Origin of the sequence: Pseudomonas sp. UBT, from assembly GCF_050915955.1 — a bacterium.
GTDB classification, from domain to species: domain Bacteria; phylum Pseudomonadota; class Gammaproteobacteria; order Pseudomonadales; family Pseudomonadaceae; genus Aquipseudomonas; species Aquipseudomonas antarctica_A.
Window position 1 is genome coordinate 224526 of sequence record NZ_CP168080.1, and the last position, 15343, is coordinate 239868.

Consider the following 15343-nt stretch of genomic DNA (forward strand, 5'->3'; position numbering starts at 1 on the left):
TACAAGGTGATTACCCGTGATGACGGCAGCCCGCCGGGAACAGGCGCCTGACCAAGCCATGAGATTTGACGCGGCAATAAAAAACCTCCCTTGGGAGGTTTTTTTATTCAGGCCAGACGCTCACTTACAAACCGCTCAACCTTGCGTGTCAGCTGATCAAGGTGGCGATCGCGCTGTTTCTCCGCGTCGACCATCGCGCGCTTGCCGTGTTTTTGCAGCAGGTAGGTATGAATCTGCCGGACCTCCAATGAGGTATAGATCGAGGCCACGTCCAGCACGCCCATCAAGCCATCGGTGCCGTAATCGCGTGTGTTCATCAATACCTGGGTGCCCCGCGCGCCGCGAACCTGAAAGCCCATGGCTTCAAAAGCCGAGACCTTTTCCACCGCACACGCCAGTTCCGCATGGGGATAGCACGCGAGCACCTCGTGCATCATCGCGCGTGCCACGCCCTGGCGCCGACGCCCGGCTTGCACGGCCATAAAGGCAATACCGCAGGCCTGCGGATCATCCTTCACGGGCAGATACAGGCAAAATCCAATCACCTGTTCCTCATCCATCGCCACCACCAGCTCGACGGCAATGCCTTTGGAACCATCCAGCGCCTGCAGGTAAAGGTGCACCTCAAAGCCGGTGGCGTACTGATAGATGTTGTAGAGCAAATTACTCGGTGCCAGCGCGACGCTGCTGATGTCGGTGAGGTTGTCCACCACCATCTGCAGGATCTGGCTGTTGACCGACTCGGGGCACGGCGCGGTATAGCGGGTAAGGCTGAACATGCAAATTCCTGGGGTTTCGCGTCAAGGCAGCCGCGATTGTACCTGTTGCGGCCGCTTCAGTGCCCGCACACCTCACGCAAACAGCCACGCAGCCAGCGATGGGCCAGGTCGGCATCCAGGCGTGGATGCCAGAGCATGGACAGGGTGAAAGTCGGTATTGCGACCGGCAGTGGGAAGCTATACAGACCCGCGCGCTGATTGGCGGTGTAGCGCTCGGGCACGCTGGCGATCAGATCAGTGTCGCGGGCAAGGGCGATCGCCGTGGCAAAACCGGCGACGATGGTACTGATGTGACGCGTGAGGCCTTGGGCTTCGAGCGCGTCATCGACCTCGCCACGGTCCAACCCGCGCCGTGACACGTAGACGTGCTGGCCCTCGGCAAAACGCTCGGCGCTGACATCCCCCTGGCTCAGAGGATGGCCGCTGCGCACCACGCCGACCAGGCGATCGCGAAACAACGCCTGGGTCAGCACCTCGGGGCCAGCACTGGCGTCGACCACGCCGATCGCCAGGTCCACGCTGGCGTCACGCAGCAAGGCATTGTCCTTGTCCGTCTTGTTGACGAAGCGCAGCCGCACGCCGGGCGCGTCTTGGGCGATGCGCGCCAGCAATGCCGGGCCAAGATTTTCGACAAACTCTTCGCTGGAGCGCAGCGTGAAAGTGCGTATCACCTGGCTCATGTCCAGGGATTGCGCGGGCCGCAGCACGGCTTGGGCGTCTTGGACCAAACGGCCGACGTGCTCGCGCAGCGCCAGCGCGCGCGGTGTCGGCACGAGGCCACGCCCGGCACGCACCAACAAGGGGTCGCCGGTGGTTTCACGCAGCCGTGCCAGCGCACGGCTCATGGCCGACGGGCTCAGACGCAGGCGTTTGGCGGCGCGCGCCACGCTGCCTTCGCTGAGCAAGACATCCAGGGTAATCAGCAAATTCAGATCCGGCATTGGCGCTCCTATCAGGCGTTGGCTGCATGTATTAGCTGCAACCCATGCGTCTTCCGCCATGTTAGGCGACGCCGTAGATTTGTGACAGCGGCGTTCACTCAAGGAATCCTCCATGCACACCTCTTCTCGCGGCGGTCTCGTCTGCCTGTCCCTGTCTATGTTGCTGGCCTCTCTGGGGACCAGCATCGCCAACGTCGGCTTACCCGCGCTGGCGCAAGCCTTCAATGCTTCCTTCCATGCAGTGCAGTGGGTGGTGCTGGCTTATCTGTTGGCGATCACAGCGGTCATTGTCAGCGCCGGCCGCCTGGGGGATCGCCTGGGCCGGCGCCGGTTATTGCTCACCGGCTTGCTGCTGTTCGCTACAGCGTGCGCGCTGTGCGGTGTCGCACCGTCATTGCCATGGCTGATGGGTGCACGCGTCCTACAAGGCCTGGGGGCAGCGGTCATGATGGCGATGACGCTGGCAATGGTCGGCGAAACGGTCACCCGGGAGCGTACCGGCCGCGTGATGGGCTTGCTCGGCACGATGTCGGCCGTCGGCACCGCCATGGGGCCCAGCGTCGGCGGAATATTGCTCAGCCTGTGGGGCTGGCGCGCGTTGTTTCTGCTGGGTGTGCCGCTGGGCGTGTTGGCCGGCGCCCTCGCCTTGCGTTATTTGCCGGTTGATCGGCAGGCCCACGCCTCCACCTCGGGCGATGCATTCTGGTTGCCATTGAGAGACCCGGCGTTGCGCGCAGGGTTGGCAATGAGTGCACTGGTGTCGGCGGTGATCATGACCACCTTCGTGGTCGGGCCTTTCTATCTGTCCCGTGGCCTGGGGCTTGATTCGGCCTGGATGGGCCTGGCGATGGCCGTCGGCCCGTGTGTCTCGGCGCTCAATGGCCTGCCGGCGGGCCTCCTCACCGACCGGCTGGGCAGCCCGCGCATGACCCTCGCGGGGTTGGGCATCATGGGGCTTGGCGCGCTCTCGCTGGCGTTGGCTTCGGGCTTGATCGCCTACCTGGGCTCGCTGATCCTGCTGACCATGGGCTACAGCCTGTTCCAGGCCGCGAACACTACCGCGGTGATGAGCGATGTCGAGCCATCACGCCGCGGCACGGTCTCCGGCCTGCTGAACCTGTCACGCAACCTCGGCCTGATTTTCGGTGCCTGGGCCCTGGGCGCAGTCTTTGCCTGGGCCAGCCCCGACGTGACCCGTGCGACGGCGCAAACCGTGGCTAATGGCCTGCACGTAACCTTCGGCGTGTCGCTGGCATTAATCGTCACCGCGAGCACCTTTGCCTGGCGCCGCACCAGCGCCGAGAACTGCCCGCAGAACACCCGTTGAGGCAAAAAAACAAAAAAGGCGTTGCGCCTGACCGGGTTACATCGCGCATCATGGGCACTTTCAAGCTCAAGGGTAACGTCCATGCGCGTGCTGTCATTGATGATGGGTCTTACGACGCTGGCCGCCAGTCTGGCGTTCTGCGCCAGCGCGATGGCGAATGAAGAAAGTCAGTTAGTGCAACAGATCAACGAATACCGCAGCCAGGTACAGCGCTGCGGTAACCAGGGTTCCCAGGAACTGCCACCGTTGGCCAGCGACACGCGGCTGGTGCTGCCGGCGACCAATGTCGGCGACTTGCAGCAGGCGCTGGCGCGGGCCGCGTACCCGATGGTGAATGTGCAGGCCATCAGCCTCTCCGGCCCCAAAAACGCCGAGGCGGCGATGAAGGCGGTGCGCGAAAGTTTCTGTCGCGTGGTGCTGGACCCGCAGTTTGTCGATATCGGCGTGAGCAACAGCGGCCAGGATTGGCGCATTGTGCTGGCCCGGCCGTTGTTGACCAGCGGACTTGGGGATTGGCAGACCGAAGGCAAGCAAATCCTCAACCTGATCAACACCGCCCGTGAACAACCACGCCAGTGCGGCACCCAGGCATTTACCGCGACCACACCGCTGTCGTGGAACGAGGAGTTGGCCAATTCCGCCAACAGCCACACGCGCAATATGGCCAACGGCAATTTCTTCGACCATCTGGACCACGATGGCCGCACACCCGGCGACCGCGCGGAACTGGCCGGTTATATCGCGAAGAACATCGGCGAAAACATCGCCGCCGGCCTCGACACCCCGCGCAAGGTGGTGCACGGCTGGCTCGCCAGCCCCGGCCATTGCGCCAACCTGATGAACCCGCAATTTCGCGAGTTGGGGGCAGCCTATGCCATGGACCCGAAGAGTGACGCGGGGATTTATTGGACGGCGGTTTTCGGCGCGCAATAGTTGGCAGGCCGCGCCTGCGAGCCAGGCATGTCGATCTATTCATTTGGAGAAAACATCAAATTGCCATCACCGCGATCATTTCGCTGAACTGGTCGCGGTGATTCCGGTCTGTAGCTGGATGCGCTGATACAATCAGCGCCCCCTGAAGACCGTGGCAATAAGGTATCCACCCAATGATGAATTGGCTGCAAGGCAGCAGCGAGATGGCTGAGCGTGTTCGTCAGCATGATTGGGCCAGTACGCCGCTCGGCGAGCTGGAACAATGGCCCGACGTACTCAAAACCACAGTTGCGCTGTGTCTTGCCTCAAGCTTCCCCCAGTCCATCATCTGGGGCCCCCACCTGATCACGCTCTACAACGATGCGTTTATTCCTATTCTTGGCGATAAACCTTATTCGCTCGGGCGTGCGTTCAGCGAAATCTGGCGTGAGGCATGGGATGACATCGGCCCCATCGCCAAAGCCGCCTTTGAGGGGCACGCGACCTACATCGAAAACTACCCGCTGGTGGTTGAGCGTGGCAACGATCCGGAGCAAGCGTACTTCACGTTTTGCTACAGTCCTGTGCGTGACCCGCAAGGCCAGATCGTGGGCATGCTCGATACCGTCACCGAAACCACCGCTACCGTATTCCTCTCCCGCCGCCTGGCCGTATTGGATGCCATTAGCAGCGCCGTGACCAATTGCAGCAATGCCGAAGCCATCATGACCACCACCACGCGTCTGTTGGCCGAGCACCTGCAGGTGTCCATTTGCGCCTACGCCGACATGGAGGCCGATGAAGACGGCTTCACCATTCGCGACAATTGGGCGGCGCCTGGCTCGCCCAGTATCGTCGGCCGTTACAGCCTGGCGGCGTTCGGCGAGCTGGCCGTAAGCCGCCTGCGCGCGGGTGAGCCGTTTGTGATTGGCGACAACCGCCTGGAAATGCCCGCCGAGGAGTCCGCCAGCTTTCAGGCACTGGGCGTCACGGCGACAGCGTGCTTTCCGCTGATCAAGAACGGCCGCCTGTCCGCGCTGATGGCCGTACACCACAAATTCGCACGTGTGTGGTCGCCGTATGACCTGGCCCTGATGGGCGAAGTTACCGAGCGTTCCTGGGCCCATATCGAACGTGTGCGCGCCGACGCCGCTGTACGCGAGGGCCTGGCGGCCATTACCGAATTGAACGCCACCCTGGAGCGGCGCGTAGAAGAACGCACCACCGCCCTGACCCAGGCCGAAGCCGCGTTACACCAGTCCCAAAAGCTCGAGGCCATCGGCCAGTTGACCGGCGGTGTGGCGCACGATTTCAACAACCTGCTGACGATCATCCGCTCCTCGGTGGACTTCCTGCGCCAACCGGGTCTGTCCGAAGAACGCCGTCAACGCTACATGGGCGCCGTATCAGACACCGTCGAACGCGCCAGCAAGCTCACCAGCCAACTGCTCGCCTTCGCCCGCCGGCAGCCGCTCAACCCGCAAGTTTTCGACGTGGGCCAGCGGGTCAAGAACATCGGCGAGATGCTCGAAAGCGTGACCGGTGCCCGCATCCATGTGCAGGTGCAGTTGCCGCAACGGCCTTGCCATGTGTGCGTCGACTCCAGCCAGTTCGAAACGGCACTGATCAATATCGCGCTCAATGCCCGCGACGCCATGGAGGGTCAAGGCACCCTCACCCTGCGCGTGGCGAATGTGGCGGCGCTACCGCGCATCCGTGGCGATGCCGAAGCACACCAGCCGTTTGTGCGCATTGAACTGGCCGACACCGGAAGCGGTATTGACGACGACACCGTCGAGCGCATTTTCGAACCGTTCTTTACCACCAAGGCCGTGGGTAAAGGCACGGGCCTGGGGTTGTCACAGGTGTTCGGGTTTGCCAATCAGTCCGGGGGCAACGTCGACGTCACCAGCGCCATCGGCCAAGGCAGCGTGTTTACCCTGTATTTGCCCGAAGCGCAGCCTGTGGCCGGGCAGCCCTGCCCACCCCAGGAAGACCCCGGCCCGGCACCCGACACCGCGCTGCGCCATATCCTGATCGTGGAAGACAACCTCGAAGTGGGCCGTTTCGCCAACCAGATCTTGCAGGACCTGGGCTACCAGACTACTTGGGCCACCAACGCCGAACAGGCACTGGCGCTGGCCGGTCCGGATGTGAGTGGGTTCGACGCGATTTTCTCGGATGTGGTAATGCCGGGCATGACCGGCGTGGCGATGACCAAGCTGCTGCGCCAACGGCGCCCCGACCTGCCGGTGGTGCTCACTTCGGGCTACAGCGAAGAGCTGGCTGACAGTGCCTACGAGGGCGTCGACTTCCTGGCAAAGCCCTACTCGGCCGACCAGGTGGCGCGCGCATTGGCCAAGTCGATGCAGCGAGACTGACCCCTACTCTGCCGCCACGACCTGATTGCGGCCCATGGCCTTGGCGCGATACAGCGCTTTATCGGCAGTGTTCATCAGGCTGTGCAGGTCCTGATCGAGGCTGCGAGTGGTGGCAACACCCAGGCTGGCGGTCAAGCCTTGCACCGGCTCGGAGGCCAGGCCGGAAATCGCCTTGACCAATTGCTCGGCGATATCGCGCGCGGTCTCCAGGGAGGTATTGGGCAGCAACACGGCAAACTCCTCGCCGCCCAGCCGACCATACACGTCGGCCTGGCGAAACGATGCGCTGATCACCCCGCCAATCTGGCGCAACACCTGATCGCCAGCCTGATGGCCGTAGGTATCGTTGATGTTCTTGAAGTGGTCCATGTCCATCATCAGCGCGCTCAGCGGTTGCTGGTTATGGCGACACTGCGCATACAACACGTGGGCATGTTCAAAAAACGCGCGACGATTCATCAGCCCGGTGAGTTCGTCAGTCTGGGCAGCGCGCGTGGAAATAGTGTGGGCGCGCTCCATTTGCCGGGTCAGGCGAAACGCTTTTTCCAGGGCATCCGACAGCTTGCGCGTGGCGCTGACCACGAAGGTCGAGAACACCAGCACCGCAATGGCCACGCCTACTTGCATGGGCGAGGGCTGGAACAGCAACCACAGCGTGCACGGCAATAACACCAGGGACATCGAGCCCAATGTCATATAGCGGTAGGCCGAATAACAGGAGACCGCACTGACGGACATACCCACGGCAAACAGTATGACCAACACTTGGGACACACGATCGTCAGGCGGCATGACGGCCAGCGCGCCGATGCCCCAGGTGCCCGCGGACAACATCAGCGTAACCCAGTAGCGGCGCTCCCAGCGAACAGGCGTACGCTCACTGTTAGGGCAACGAAACCAGTTCATGAACATCTTGAGCCGTAACAGTGATGTCACCGCCAGCACCACCAGCCAGACCTCCATGACCGTGTGATCAAAGCGGTCCCAACACAGCCAGCACAGCATGACGGCGCCCAGGTAACTGCCGAAAATGGCGGCGAACGACTGGCGAAACAGCTGGTGCAAACGGTCCGTTCGCACCTGCTCTTCGATAAAGCCATCCTGGTCCTGCGCACGCCCAAGGCCGTTCATGAAATACGCCTGTTTCAACTGCCGCGACAAAGGCGCCATTGTGGCACCCTGCCAGTAGCACGGACAACCGAATCCGCCTACCAGAGCCCTTAAAGCGCTTCCGGGCGCAAAATCAGCACACCCAGTGGCGGCAAATTCAGCGACAGCGACACCGGCTGCCCGTGGTGCGGTTGATCCTGGGTAAACACCGCTCCCCCATTACCGTAATTGGAACCGGCGTACGTGTCGGCATCACTGTTGATCACCTCGCTCCAGCGCCCGGCAAACGGCACACCCACGGAATAGGCCTTACGAGGCACCGGCGTGAAGTTGGCGACGACCAACACCGGCTTGCCGTCCTTGCTCCACCGTAACCAGGCATAAACGCTGTTGATTGCATCGTCGCCAATCACCCATTGGAAGCCCTGGGGCGCATCATCCTGTTCGTGCAGCGCGGGTTCTTCACGATAAAGGCGGTTAAGGTCGCCGACCAGCTTCTGCACGCCCCTGTGCTCGGGATACTGCAGCAGGTACCAGTCCAGTTGCTGATCGTGGTTCCACTCGCGCCACTGGCCGAATTCGCACCCCATGAACAGCAGTTTTTTGCCGGGGTGCATCCACATGAAGCTCAGGTAGGCCCGCAGGTTGGCGAACTTCTGCCAGCGGTCACCGGGCATCTTGTCGATCAACGAGTGTTTGCCGTGCACCACTTCATCGTGAGAGATCGGCAGGATAAAACGCTCGGACCAGGCATAGACCAGGCCGAAACTCAGTTCATTGTGATGATGAGCGCGATACACCGGGTCTTGCTGGATGTAATGCAGCGAATCGTGCATCCAGCCCATGTTCCACTTGTAGTTGAAGCCCAGGCCACCTTGCTGGGTGCTCTGGCTGACACCCGGCCATGCTGTGGATTCTTCGGCAATCACCAACGCACCCGGTGCTTCCAACGCGACCACATCGTTCAAATGGCGCAGGAAGTCGATGGCTTCGAGGTTCTCACGTCCGCCATAGCGATTGGGCACCCACTCGCCGGCCTTGCGCGAATAGTCGCGATACAGCATCGAAGCCACCGCATCCACACGCAAGCCATCGATATGGAAGTGTTTGAGCCAGTGCAACGCCGAGGCCAGCATAAAACCGTGAACTTCCGTGCGGCCAAGGTTGTAAATCAGTGTGTCCCAATCCTGGTGGAAGCCTTCCAGCGGGTTGGCGTACTCGTACAACGCGGTGCCGTCGAACTGCGCAAGGCCGTGGGTATCGGTAGGAAAATGCGCCGGGACCCAATCGAGAATGATGCCAATGTCAGCCTGATGCAGGGCGTTGACGAAAAACCCGAAATCCTCCGGTGAGCCAAAGCGTGCACTCGGTGCGAACTGCGACAACGCCTGGTAGCCCCATGAGCCGCCGAACGGGTGTTCCATGATCGGCATCAGTTCAACATGGGTGAAGCCCAATTGCTGCACATAGGGAATCAAGCGTTCAGCGAGTTCGCGCCAGCCGTACTGACGGGACACTTCACCGGCCTCATCCAGCTCGCACTGCCAGGAGCCAACGTGTAATTCATAGATCGACAACGGCGCCGTGGACTTTTGCTTGTCGGCACGCGCCTGCATCCACTCGTGGTCTTGCCAGTCCACCTGCAACGGCGCGGCGACTTTCGAGGCGGTGTCGGGCGGCAATTGGGTCGCGAGTGCCATGGGGTCGGCCTTGAGCGGCAAAATCCCGTTGGCGCCGAGAATTTCGTACTTGTAGGCGGCACCTGGTTGCAGGCGCGGGATAAAGATTTCCCACACGCCCGATGGGTGACGCAATCGCATCGGATGGCGGCGGCCGTCCCAGATATTGAAATCGCCTACTACCGACACACGCCGGGCATTCGGCGCCCAAACGGCGAAGCGCACGCCCTGTATGCCATCGACGCTGGTTACCTGCGCGCCCAGGCAGCTGCTGAGGTCACGGTGATTACCTTCGGCAAACAGGTACAGGTCCATTTCACCCAGGAGCAATTGGTTGAAGCTGTAAGGGTCTTCGGTGATCTGTTCACCGCCGGCCCACTGGATTTTCAGCAGGTAGCCCTGGCGAGTGTTGAAATGCCCGACAAACAAGCCCGGCACCTGGGTCGCGTCCAGGCTGCCGATCGGCTCACCGCTGTCGCGCGCCAGTACCTGAACGCTCAAGGCCTCCGGCAGAAAGGCGCGGATAAACTGGCCATCCTGCTCATCGTCGTGCGGCCCCAGAATCGAGAATGGGTCGTGGTGCTCGGCACGTACCAAGGCTTCAATGTCCTTGGGCGCCGGCATTGCGGTCAATTTTGGTTGCAGCGGTTCTCTCTGTGTAAAACTCATGACGTCTCCCCACCGCGTGCAGTTTTCGATATAGGTGTAAGCCCGCTGAGCAGGCCGTGTAAACCTTGTAACGGCACCGGCAACCAGGTCGGGCGGTTTTCCGCTTCGTAAGCCACTTCGTACGCGGCCTTCTCCAGGCTGAACAACGTCAGCGCGGCGTTCTGGCCGTTGGCATCCTGCCAGTCATGCGCCAGTGTAGACGTAGCCTGATGATAAGCCTGAGTAAAAGCCGCACGCGCTTCACTCAGGTATCGATCAGTCACACGCTTGCGGGCAATGTCCGCATCGGGCGAGTGATCCACTCCTTGCACATTCAGGGCCATGGCCGCTGCATAATCAAACGAACGCAAAACGCCACTCACATCTTTATACGGGCTGTGTTTGCCGCGTCGTTCATGCAGCGGCCGCGCCGGTTCCCCTTCAAAGTCGATCAGGTAGGCATCGCCTTTCACCACCAGTACCTGGCCCAGGTGCAAGTCACCGTGGACACGAATCCGCAGCCCGCCCGCCGTGGCTTTCGCCAGGGCCTGCACGTGACTGCCAATGGCTTTTTTATGGGCCAGCAAATCACTGACCAGCGCCTGATCGGCAGGGTTCAATTGGCTTTGATGAAGCTTGAGCAATTGCAGCGCGCGGTCGATCTGCGCCCCGACATCCTTGGCCCAGGCCTGGGTGTCCTTGGCCGTAGTGACTTCAGGCTTGAAGTCTTTATTGGCAGTTTTCGCCGCCAGTACCACGTGCATTTCACCCAGACGCCGGCCGAGCAATGCGGCGAAATCGGCCAGTTCACCCAACGCGTTGTAATGCTGTTCCTGTTCGGAAATCGCTTCTGCGAGTTCGTCGCGAATCGCGCGCTCCAGGTTGTTCTGGGTCCAGCCCCAGGCATCGCCCTGGTTGCTCAGATAGCCTTGGGCGATCATCAGCAGGTTGTCTTGCCCCGCGGTGTCGTGGCGAATCATCGAGCCCAACAGCGGCGAAATATTCGGGTAACCGGCTTCGGTCAGGTAAGCGCTCATTTCAAGTTCCGGATGCACCCCGGCGCTGACTTTACGGATGAGTTTGAGCACCAGACTCTCGCCCACCACGACCGAACTGTTGGACTGCTCGGCCGCCAGGTAACGCACCTGCGGCTCATCGCTCAATTGCAGCTTGGCCAGCTGCGACGTGGCCTCGAAGCGCAAATCGCCTTCGTGAGTATTCAATACCGTGCCGGCCTGCAGGCCGTGGATCACCGCGCGGATGAAGTGCTCAAGACTGAACGCATCGGTCACCAGGCCAACCTGACGTGCTCGCCGTACCCGGGCCAGGGCCAATTGCTGCGGCAACGCGCTGGTGAGCTGGTCTTCACCCAGAAAGCCGAACGGCAGCTGATAGCGGCTGACCTGGCCGCCGCTGCTCACCTCGATTTCACTGAGCAATACCGGATGCTCTGGGTCGCCGAAGCGCACGCCGTAGGCAATATGCACACTGTCGATGGCCGTGTCCTTGCCGGCGAACCAGCGCCGCTTGGGCAGCCAGGCCGGCAGTGAAGTGTGCTCCAGGGTGGTGCGGCACGGTTCGTCGAGTAACTCTTCCATGCGTTGTTTCAACACCAGGGTGGTGAAGTCCGGGATGCTCTGGGCCGGCTCTACATGCCAGCTCGGCATCTGGTTTTCCGCTGCGAGCACGAACCAGTAGAAACCGTACGGCGCCAGGGTCAGCAAGTAATTCAGCTGGCCAATGGGCGGAAACGCGTTACCGCCCAGCATCTCCACCGGCACCATGCCCGCAAAGGCTGACAAATCCAGCTCCGCCGCCTGGGCACTGCGTGACACGTTGGCCACGCACAGGATGAGCTCATTACGCCCGTCTGCCCCGGTGTATTCGCGGGTATACGCCAGAATGCGGCGGTTGCTCGGCGAGAGCATTTTCAAGCTGCCCCGGCCAAAGGCCTTGGACTGTTTGCGCACCGCCAACATGCGGCGCGTCCAGTTCAGCAGCGAATGCGGGTCCTGGGCCTGGGTTTCGACGTTAACCGACAGGTAGCCGTACTGCGGGTCCATGATCGGTGGCAGCACCAGGCTGGCCGGATCGGCGCGGGAGAAACCGCCGTTACGGTCTATGGACCATTGCATCGGCGTGCGCACGCCGTCGCGGTCGCCCAGGTAAATGTTATCGCCCATGCCGATTTCATCGCCGTAATACAACGTCGGCGTGCCGGGCATGGACAGCAGCAGGCTGTTGAGCAGTTCAATGCGGCGGCGATCGCGCTCCATCAGCGGCGCGAGGCGCCGGCGAATGCCGAGGTTGATGCGCGCGCGGCGATCAGCGGCGTAGTAGTTCCACAGGTAGTCGCGTTCTTTGTCCGTGACCATTTCCAGGGTCAGTTCATCGTGGTTGCGCAGGAAGATCGCCCACTGGCAATTGGCGGGGATCTCCGGGGTCTGGCGCAGAATATCGGTGACGGGGAAGCGATCTTCCTGGGCCAGCGCCATGTACATGCGCGGCATCAGCGGGAAGTGAAAAGCCATATGGCACTCGTCGCCGTCATCGCCTTTTTTGTCACCAAAATACAACTGCGTGTCTTCCGGCCATTGGTTGGCTTCGGCGAGCAGCATGCGGTCGGGGTAGTGAGCGTCGATCTCGGCGCGGATCTGCTTGAGGACGTCGTGGGTTTCCGGCAGGTTTTCGTTGTTGGTGCCATCGCGTTCGATCAGGTACGGAATGGCGTCCAGACGCAGGCCGTCGATGCCCATGTCCAGCCAGTAACGCATCACCGACAGCACGGCTTTCATGACTTGCGGGTTGTCGAAGTTGAGGTCCGGCTGATGAGAATAGAAACGGTGCCAGAAGTACTGGCCGGCCACGGGGTCCCAGGTCCAGTTGGACTTTTCGGTGTCGAGGAAAATGATGCGCGTGCCGTCGTATTTCTGATCGTCATCCGACCACACATAGAAGTCCCGCGCGGCCGAACCCGGCTTGGCCTTGCGCGCCCGCTGGAACCAGGGATGCTGGTCAGAGGTGTGGTTGATCACCAGTTCGGTGATAACCCGCAGCCCACGTTTGTGCGCCTCGCTGATAAAGCGCTTGGCATCGGCCATGGTGCCGTAGTCGCTATGCACGCCACGGTACTCGGCGATGTCATAGCCGTCGTCGCGGCGTGGCGAGGGGTAAAACGGCAAGAGCCAGATGGTGTTCACGCCGAGGTCGGCGATGTAATCGAGCTTGGCAATCAGGCCAGGAAAGTCGCCGATACCGTCGTTATTGGAGTCGAAATAGGATTTGACGTGAACCTGATAGATCACCGCGTCCTTGTACCAGAGCGGGTCTTTGATAAAGGTGGCAGCCTTGGGTTTCTTCGCCATTGGAAACTCCTGAAATGCTTGAACATTGACCTGAAGGGGCGGGTTCGAGGTGGGCGCTGGCGTGCTTGCGATAGCAGATAAATGTGTCACTGATAGAACGCTATCGCAGGCAAGCCGGCTGCCACATCTGATTCATCGATGTGAAGATCAGGCTTAGTTCAGGATGTGGTGATTCTCCAGACACCAAACGGCATCTGCGGGTCAAGCCGCATCCACTGGGTCTTGCCGTACCAGCTCCAGCGGTGGCCGCTCATCAAGTCTTCGCCTTGGGTCTGGGCATCGTCCGGCAAGCCCATTTCCCATAACGGCAACTCAAAATGCGCCTCTTGGGCGTTGAAAGGGTCGAGGTTGACCGCGACCAGAATGAAATTGCTGCCGTCGTCACTGCGCTTGCCGAAGTACAGGATGTTGTCGTTCCACGCGTTGTACAGCTTCAGGCCCAAGTGGGTCTGCAACGCGGGGTTCTGCCGGCGAATACGGTTGAGCTGGGCAATTTCGGCAATGATATTTCCGGGCGCCGTGTAGTCCCGTGGCCGGATCTCGTATTTCTCTGAGTCCAGATACTCTTCCTTGCCCGGTACCGGCGCCGCCTCGCACAGTTCAAACCCCGAATACATACCCCACAGGCCCGAGCCCATGGTGGCCAGCGCCGCGCGGATCAAAAAGCCCGGGCGACCGGACTCATGCAGGAAACCTGGGTTGATGTCCGGTGTGTTGACGAAGAAGTTCGGCCGGTAGCATTCGCGCCACGGCGACTCGTTCAACTGCGCGAAGTATTCGCTCAGCTCGGCTTTGGTGTTGCGCCAGGTGAAATAGGTGTAGCTCTGGGAGTAACCGACCTTGCCCAAGCGCGCCATCATCGCCGGCGTGGTGAATGCCTCGGCCAGGAAGATCACGTCAGGGTGCTTGGCGCGCACGTCGCTGATCAACCATTGCCAGAACGGCAGCGGCTTGGTGTGGGGATTGTCGACACGGAACGTCTTCACACCCTCCTCCACCCAGCCCACCACAACGTCGCGCAACTCGGTCCACAGGCTGGGAATCGAGTCGGCCGCGTAGAAGTCGACGTTGACGATGTCCTGATACTTTTTCGGCGGGTTTTCCGCGTATTTGATCGTGCCGTCCGGACGCCAGTTGAACCAGCCCGGATGTTCTTTGAGCCACGGGTGGTCCTGGGAACACTGGATGGCAAAATCGAGCGCGATTTCCAGGCCATGGTCGGCGGCGGCCTTGACCAGGCGACGGAAGTCATCACGGCTGCCCAATTGCGGGTGGATGGCGTCGTGGCCGCCCTCCTCGCTGCCAATGGCGTAGGGGCTGCCGGGATCATCCGGGCCCGCCGTCAGGGCGTTGTTCCTGCCCTTGCGATGGCTGCGGCCAATGGGATGGATCGGCGGAAAATAGAGGACGTCGAACCCCATGTCATGGATCATCGACAACCGTGAGTGCACATCGTTGAAGGTGCCGTGGCGCGCCGGGTCGTCGGTGATCGAGCGGGGGAACAACTCGTACCAGCTGGCAAACTGTGCGGCGGTGCGCTCAACGTCAATCGGGTAGGCGGGGCTGATGCTCAAGTAGGCGCGGTGGTCGGCCTGGGTCATCAAGTGTGCACTTTCTTCGTGCAGGAACTGCGCGACCTGCTCGGTTTCCAGCCTGCCTGCGAGCTCGTGGTGCAACAACATCAGGCGATCGCGCAGCTCGTTGTCACTGCGTTCGGCTGCCTGCAACACCAGGCTGCGACCCTCCTGCAACTCCAGGCTGACCGGTACCCCGGCCTCATGTTTCTTGCGCAGTTCGTAACAGAAGCTGGCGAAGGTATCGATCCAGGCTTCGATGCAGTATTCGTGGGGGCCTTGCTGAGTGACGGTAAACGCGCCTTCCCAGCCATTGTTACCCACATCGGTCATGACCACGCTGTGCCAGCTTTCATCCTGCAGCGGGCGCCAGCGGATCAGTACGGCGAGCTTGTCATGGCCGTCGGCGAACACCTTGCTGGTGACGGTTACCCGTTGGCCAACCACCGCTTTTACGGCGAACTCGCCGCCGTCGATAACCGGCGTGGTGCTTTCGATAGCGATCCTGGGCAACAGCAACGCCTGGGACAGCGGCAATATTGAATGGTCTGGAGCCAGTGTTTCAGCAGTCATCGAGCATCTTCCCCTTACGCCCTGTGGACGCTCTTTGCTTGATCCGAATTCTGA

9 protein-coding genes are annotated in these 15343 nt (G+C 61.2%); 3 read left to right on the forward strand and 6 right to left on the reverse strand.

What is annotated here, in order from left to right:
- Nucleotides 1–107: 107 nt before the first annotated feature.
- Nucleotides 108–779: a GNAT family N-acetyltransferase gene (locus ACDZ94_RS24095; RefSeq protein WP_064452200.1), complete on the reverse strand. Its 672-nt coding sequence runs from the start codon at nt 777–779 to the stop codon at nt 108–110.
- A 56-nt stretch (nt 780–835) separates the two neighbouring features.
- Nucleotides 836–1720, reverse strand: coding sequence for a LysR family transcriptional regulator (locus tag ACDZ94_RS24100; RefSeq protein ID WP_064452199.1), 885 nt, complete (start codon nt 1718–1720; stop codon nt 836–838).
- A 112-nt stretch (nt 1721–1832) separates the two neighbouring features.
- Here ACDZ94_RS24100 and ACDZ94_RS24105 point away from each other — a divergent pair, with 112 nt between their 5' ends.
- From ACDZ94_RS24105 to ACDZ94_RS24115, 3 genes are all read left to right on the forward strand, one after another.
- A complete protein-coding gene (locus ACDZ94_RS24105) occupies nt 1833–3047 on the forward strand; it encodes an MFS transporter (protein WP_432751546.1) in 1215 nt (404 codons plus the stop codon).
- 81 nt (nt 3048–3128) lie between these two features.
- A complete protein-coding gene (locus tag ACDZ94_RS24110; protein WP_432751547.1) occupies nt 3129–3980 on the forward strand; it encodes a CAP domain-containing protein in 852 nt (283 codons plus the stop codon).
- Between the two features lie 173 nt (nt 3981–4153).
- A complete protein-coding gene (locus tag ACDZ94_RS24115; protein ID WP_432751548.1) occupies nt 4154–6340 on the forward strand; it encodes a response regulator in 2187 nt (728 codons plus the stop codon).
- 3 nt (nt 6341–6343) lie between these two features.
- Here the strand turns inward: ACDZ94_RS24115 and ACDZ94_RS24120 are convergent, their stop codons facing one another.
- From ACDZ94_RS24120 to ACDZ94_RS24135, 4 genes are all read right to left on the reverse strand, one after another.
- The gene (locus tag ACDZ94_RS24120) at nt 6344–7510 is read right to left on the reverse strand and encodes a diguanylate cyclase (protein ID WP_432751549.1); all 1167 of its coding nucleotides are present in this window, start codon (nt 7508–7510) and stop codon (nt 6344–6346) included.
- 50 nt (nt 7511–7560) lie between these two features.
- Nucleotides 7561–9798 (reverse strand): 1,4-alpha-glucan branching protein GlgB, encoded by a 2238-nt coding sequence (gene glgB, locus ACDZ94_RS24125; RefSeq protein WP_432751550.1) that lies wholly within the window; start codon nt 9796–9798, stop codon nt 7561–7563.
- Nucleotides 9795–13142, reverse strand: coding sequence for a maltose alpha-D-glucosyltransferase (treS, locus tag ACDZ94_RS24130; protein WP_432751551.1), 3348 nt, complete (start codon nt 13140–13142; stop codon nt 9795–9797). Before treS ends, glgB begins: the two co-directional genes overlap by 4 nt.
- Nucleotides 13143–13300: 158 nt before the next feature.
- Nucleotides 13301–15289 carry an alpha-1,4-glucan--maltose-1-phosphate maltosyltransferase gene (locus ACDZ94_RS24135; RefSeq protein WP_432751552.1) on the reverse strand — a complete coding sequence of 663 codons (1989 nt, stop codon included), beginning with the start codon at nt 15287–15289 and terminating at the stop codon, nt 13301–13303.
- Between the last annotated feature and the right edge of the window lie 54 nt (nt 15290–15343).

What these genes read in the sequence shown, in the direction of transcription:
- ACDZ94_RS24115 (WP_432751548.1), top strand. Translation starts at nt 4,154, where the DNA reads ATGATGAATTGGCTGCAAGGCAGCAGCGAGATGGCTGAGCGTGTTCGT.
- ACDZ94_RS24135 (WP_432751552.1), bottom strand. Translation starts at nt 15,289, where the DNA reads ATGACTGCTGAAACACTGGCTCCAGACCATTCAATATTGCCGCTGTCC.
- treS (WP_432751551.1), bottom strand. Translation starts at nt 13,142, where the DNA reads ATGGCGAAGAAACCCAAGGCTGCCACCTTTATCAAAGACCCGCTCTGG.
- ACDZ94_RS24110 (WP_432751547.1), top strand. Translation starts at nt 3,129, where the DNA reads ATGCGCGTGCTGTCATTGATGATGGGTCTTACGACGCTGGCCGCCAGT.
- ACDZ94_RS24105 (WP_432751546.1), top strand. Translation starts at nt 1,833, where the DNA reads ATGCACACCTCTTCTCGCGGCGGTCTCGTCTGCCTGTCCCTGTCTATG.
- glgB (WP_432751550.1), bottom strand. Translation starts at nt 9,798, where the DNA reads ATGAGTTTTACACAGAGAGAACCGCTGCAACCAAAATTGACCGCAATG.
- ACDZ94_RS24120 (WP_432751549.1), bottom strand. Translation starts at nt 7,510, where the DNA reads ATGGCGCCTTTGTCGCGGCAGTTGAAACAGGCGTATTTCATGAACGGC.
- ACDZ94_RS24100 (WP_064452199.1), bottom strand. Translation starts at nt 1,720, where the DNA reads ATGCCGGATCTGAATTTGCTGATTACCCTGGATGTCTTGCTCAGCGAA.
- ACDZ94_RS24095 (WP_064452200.1), bottom strand. Translation starts at nt 779, where the DNA reads ATGTTCAGCCTTACCCGCTATACCGCGCCGTGCCCCGAGTCGGTCAAC.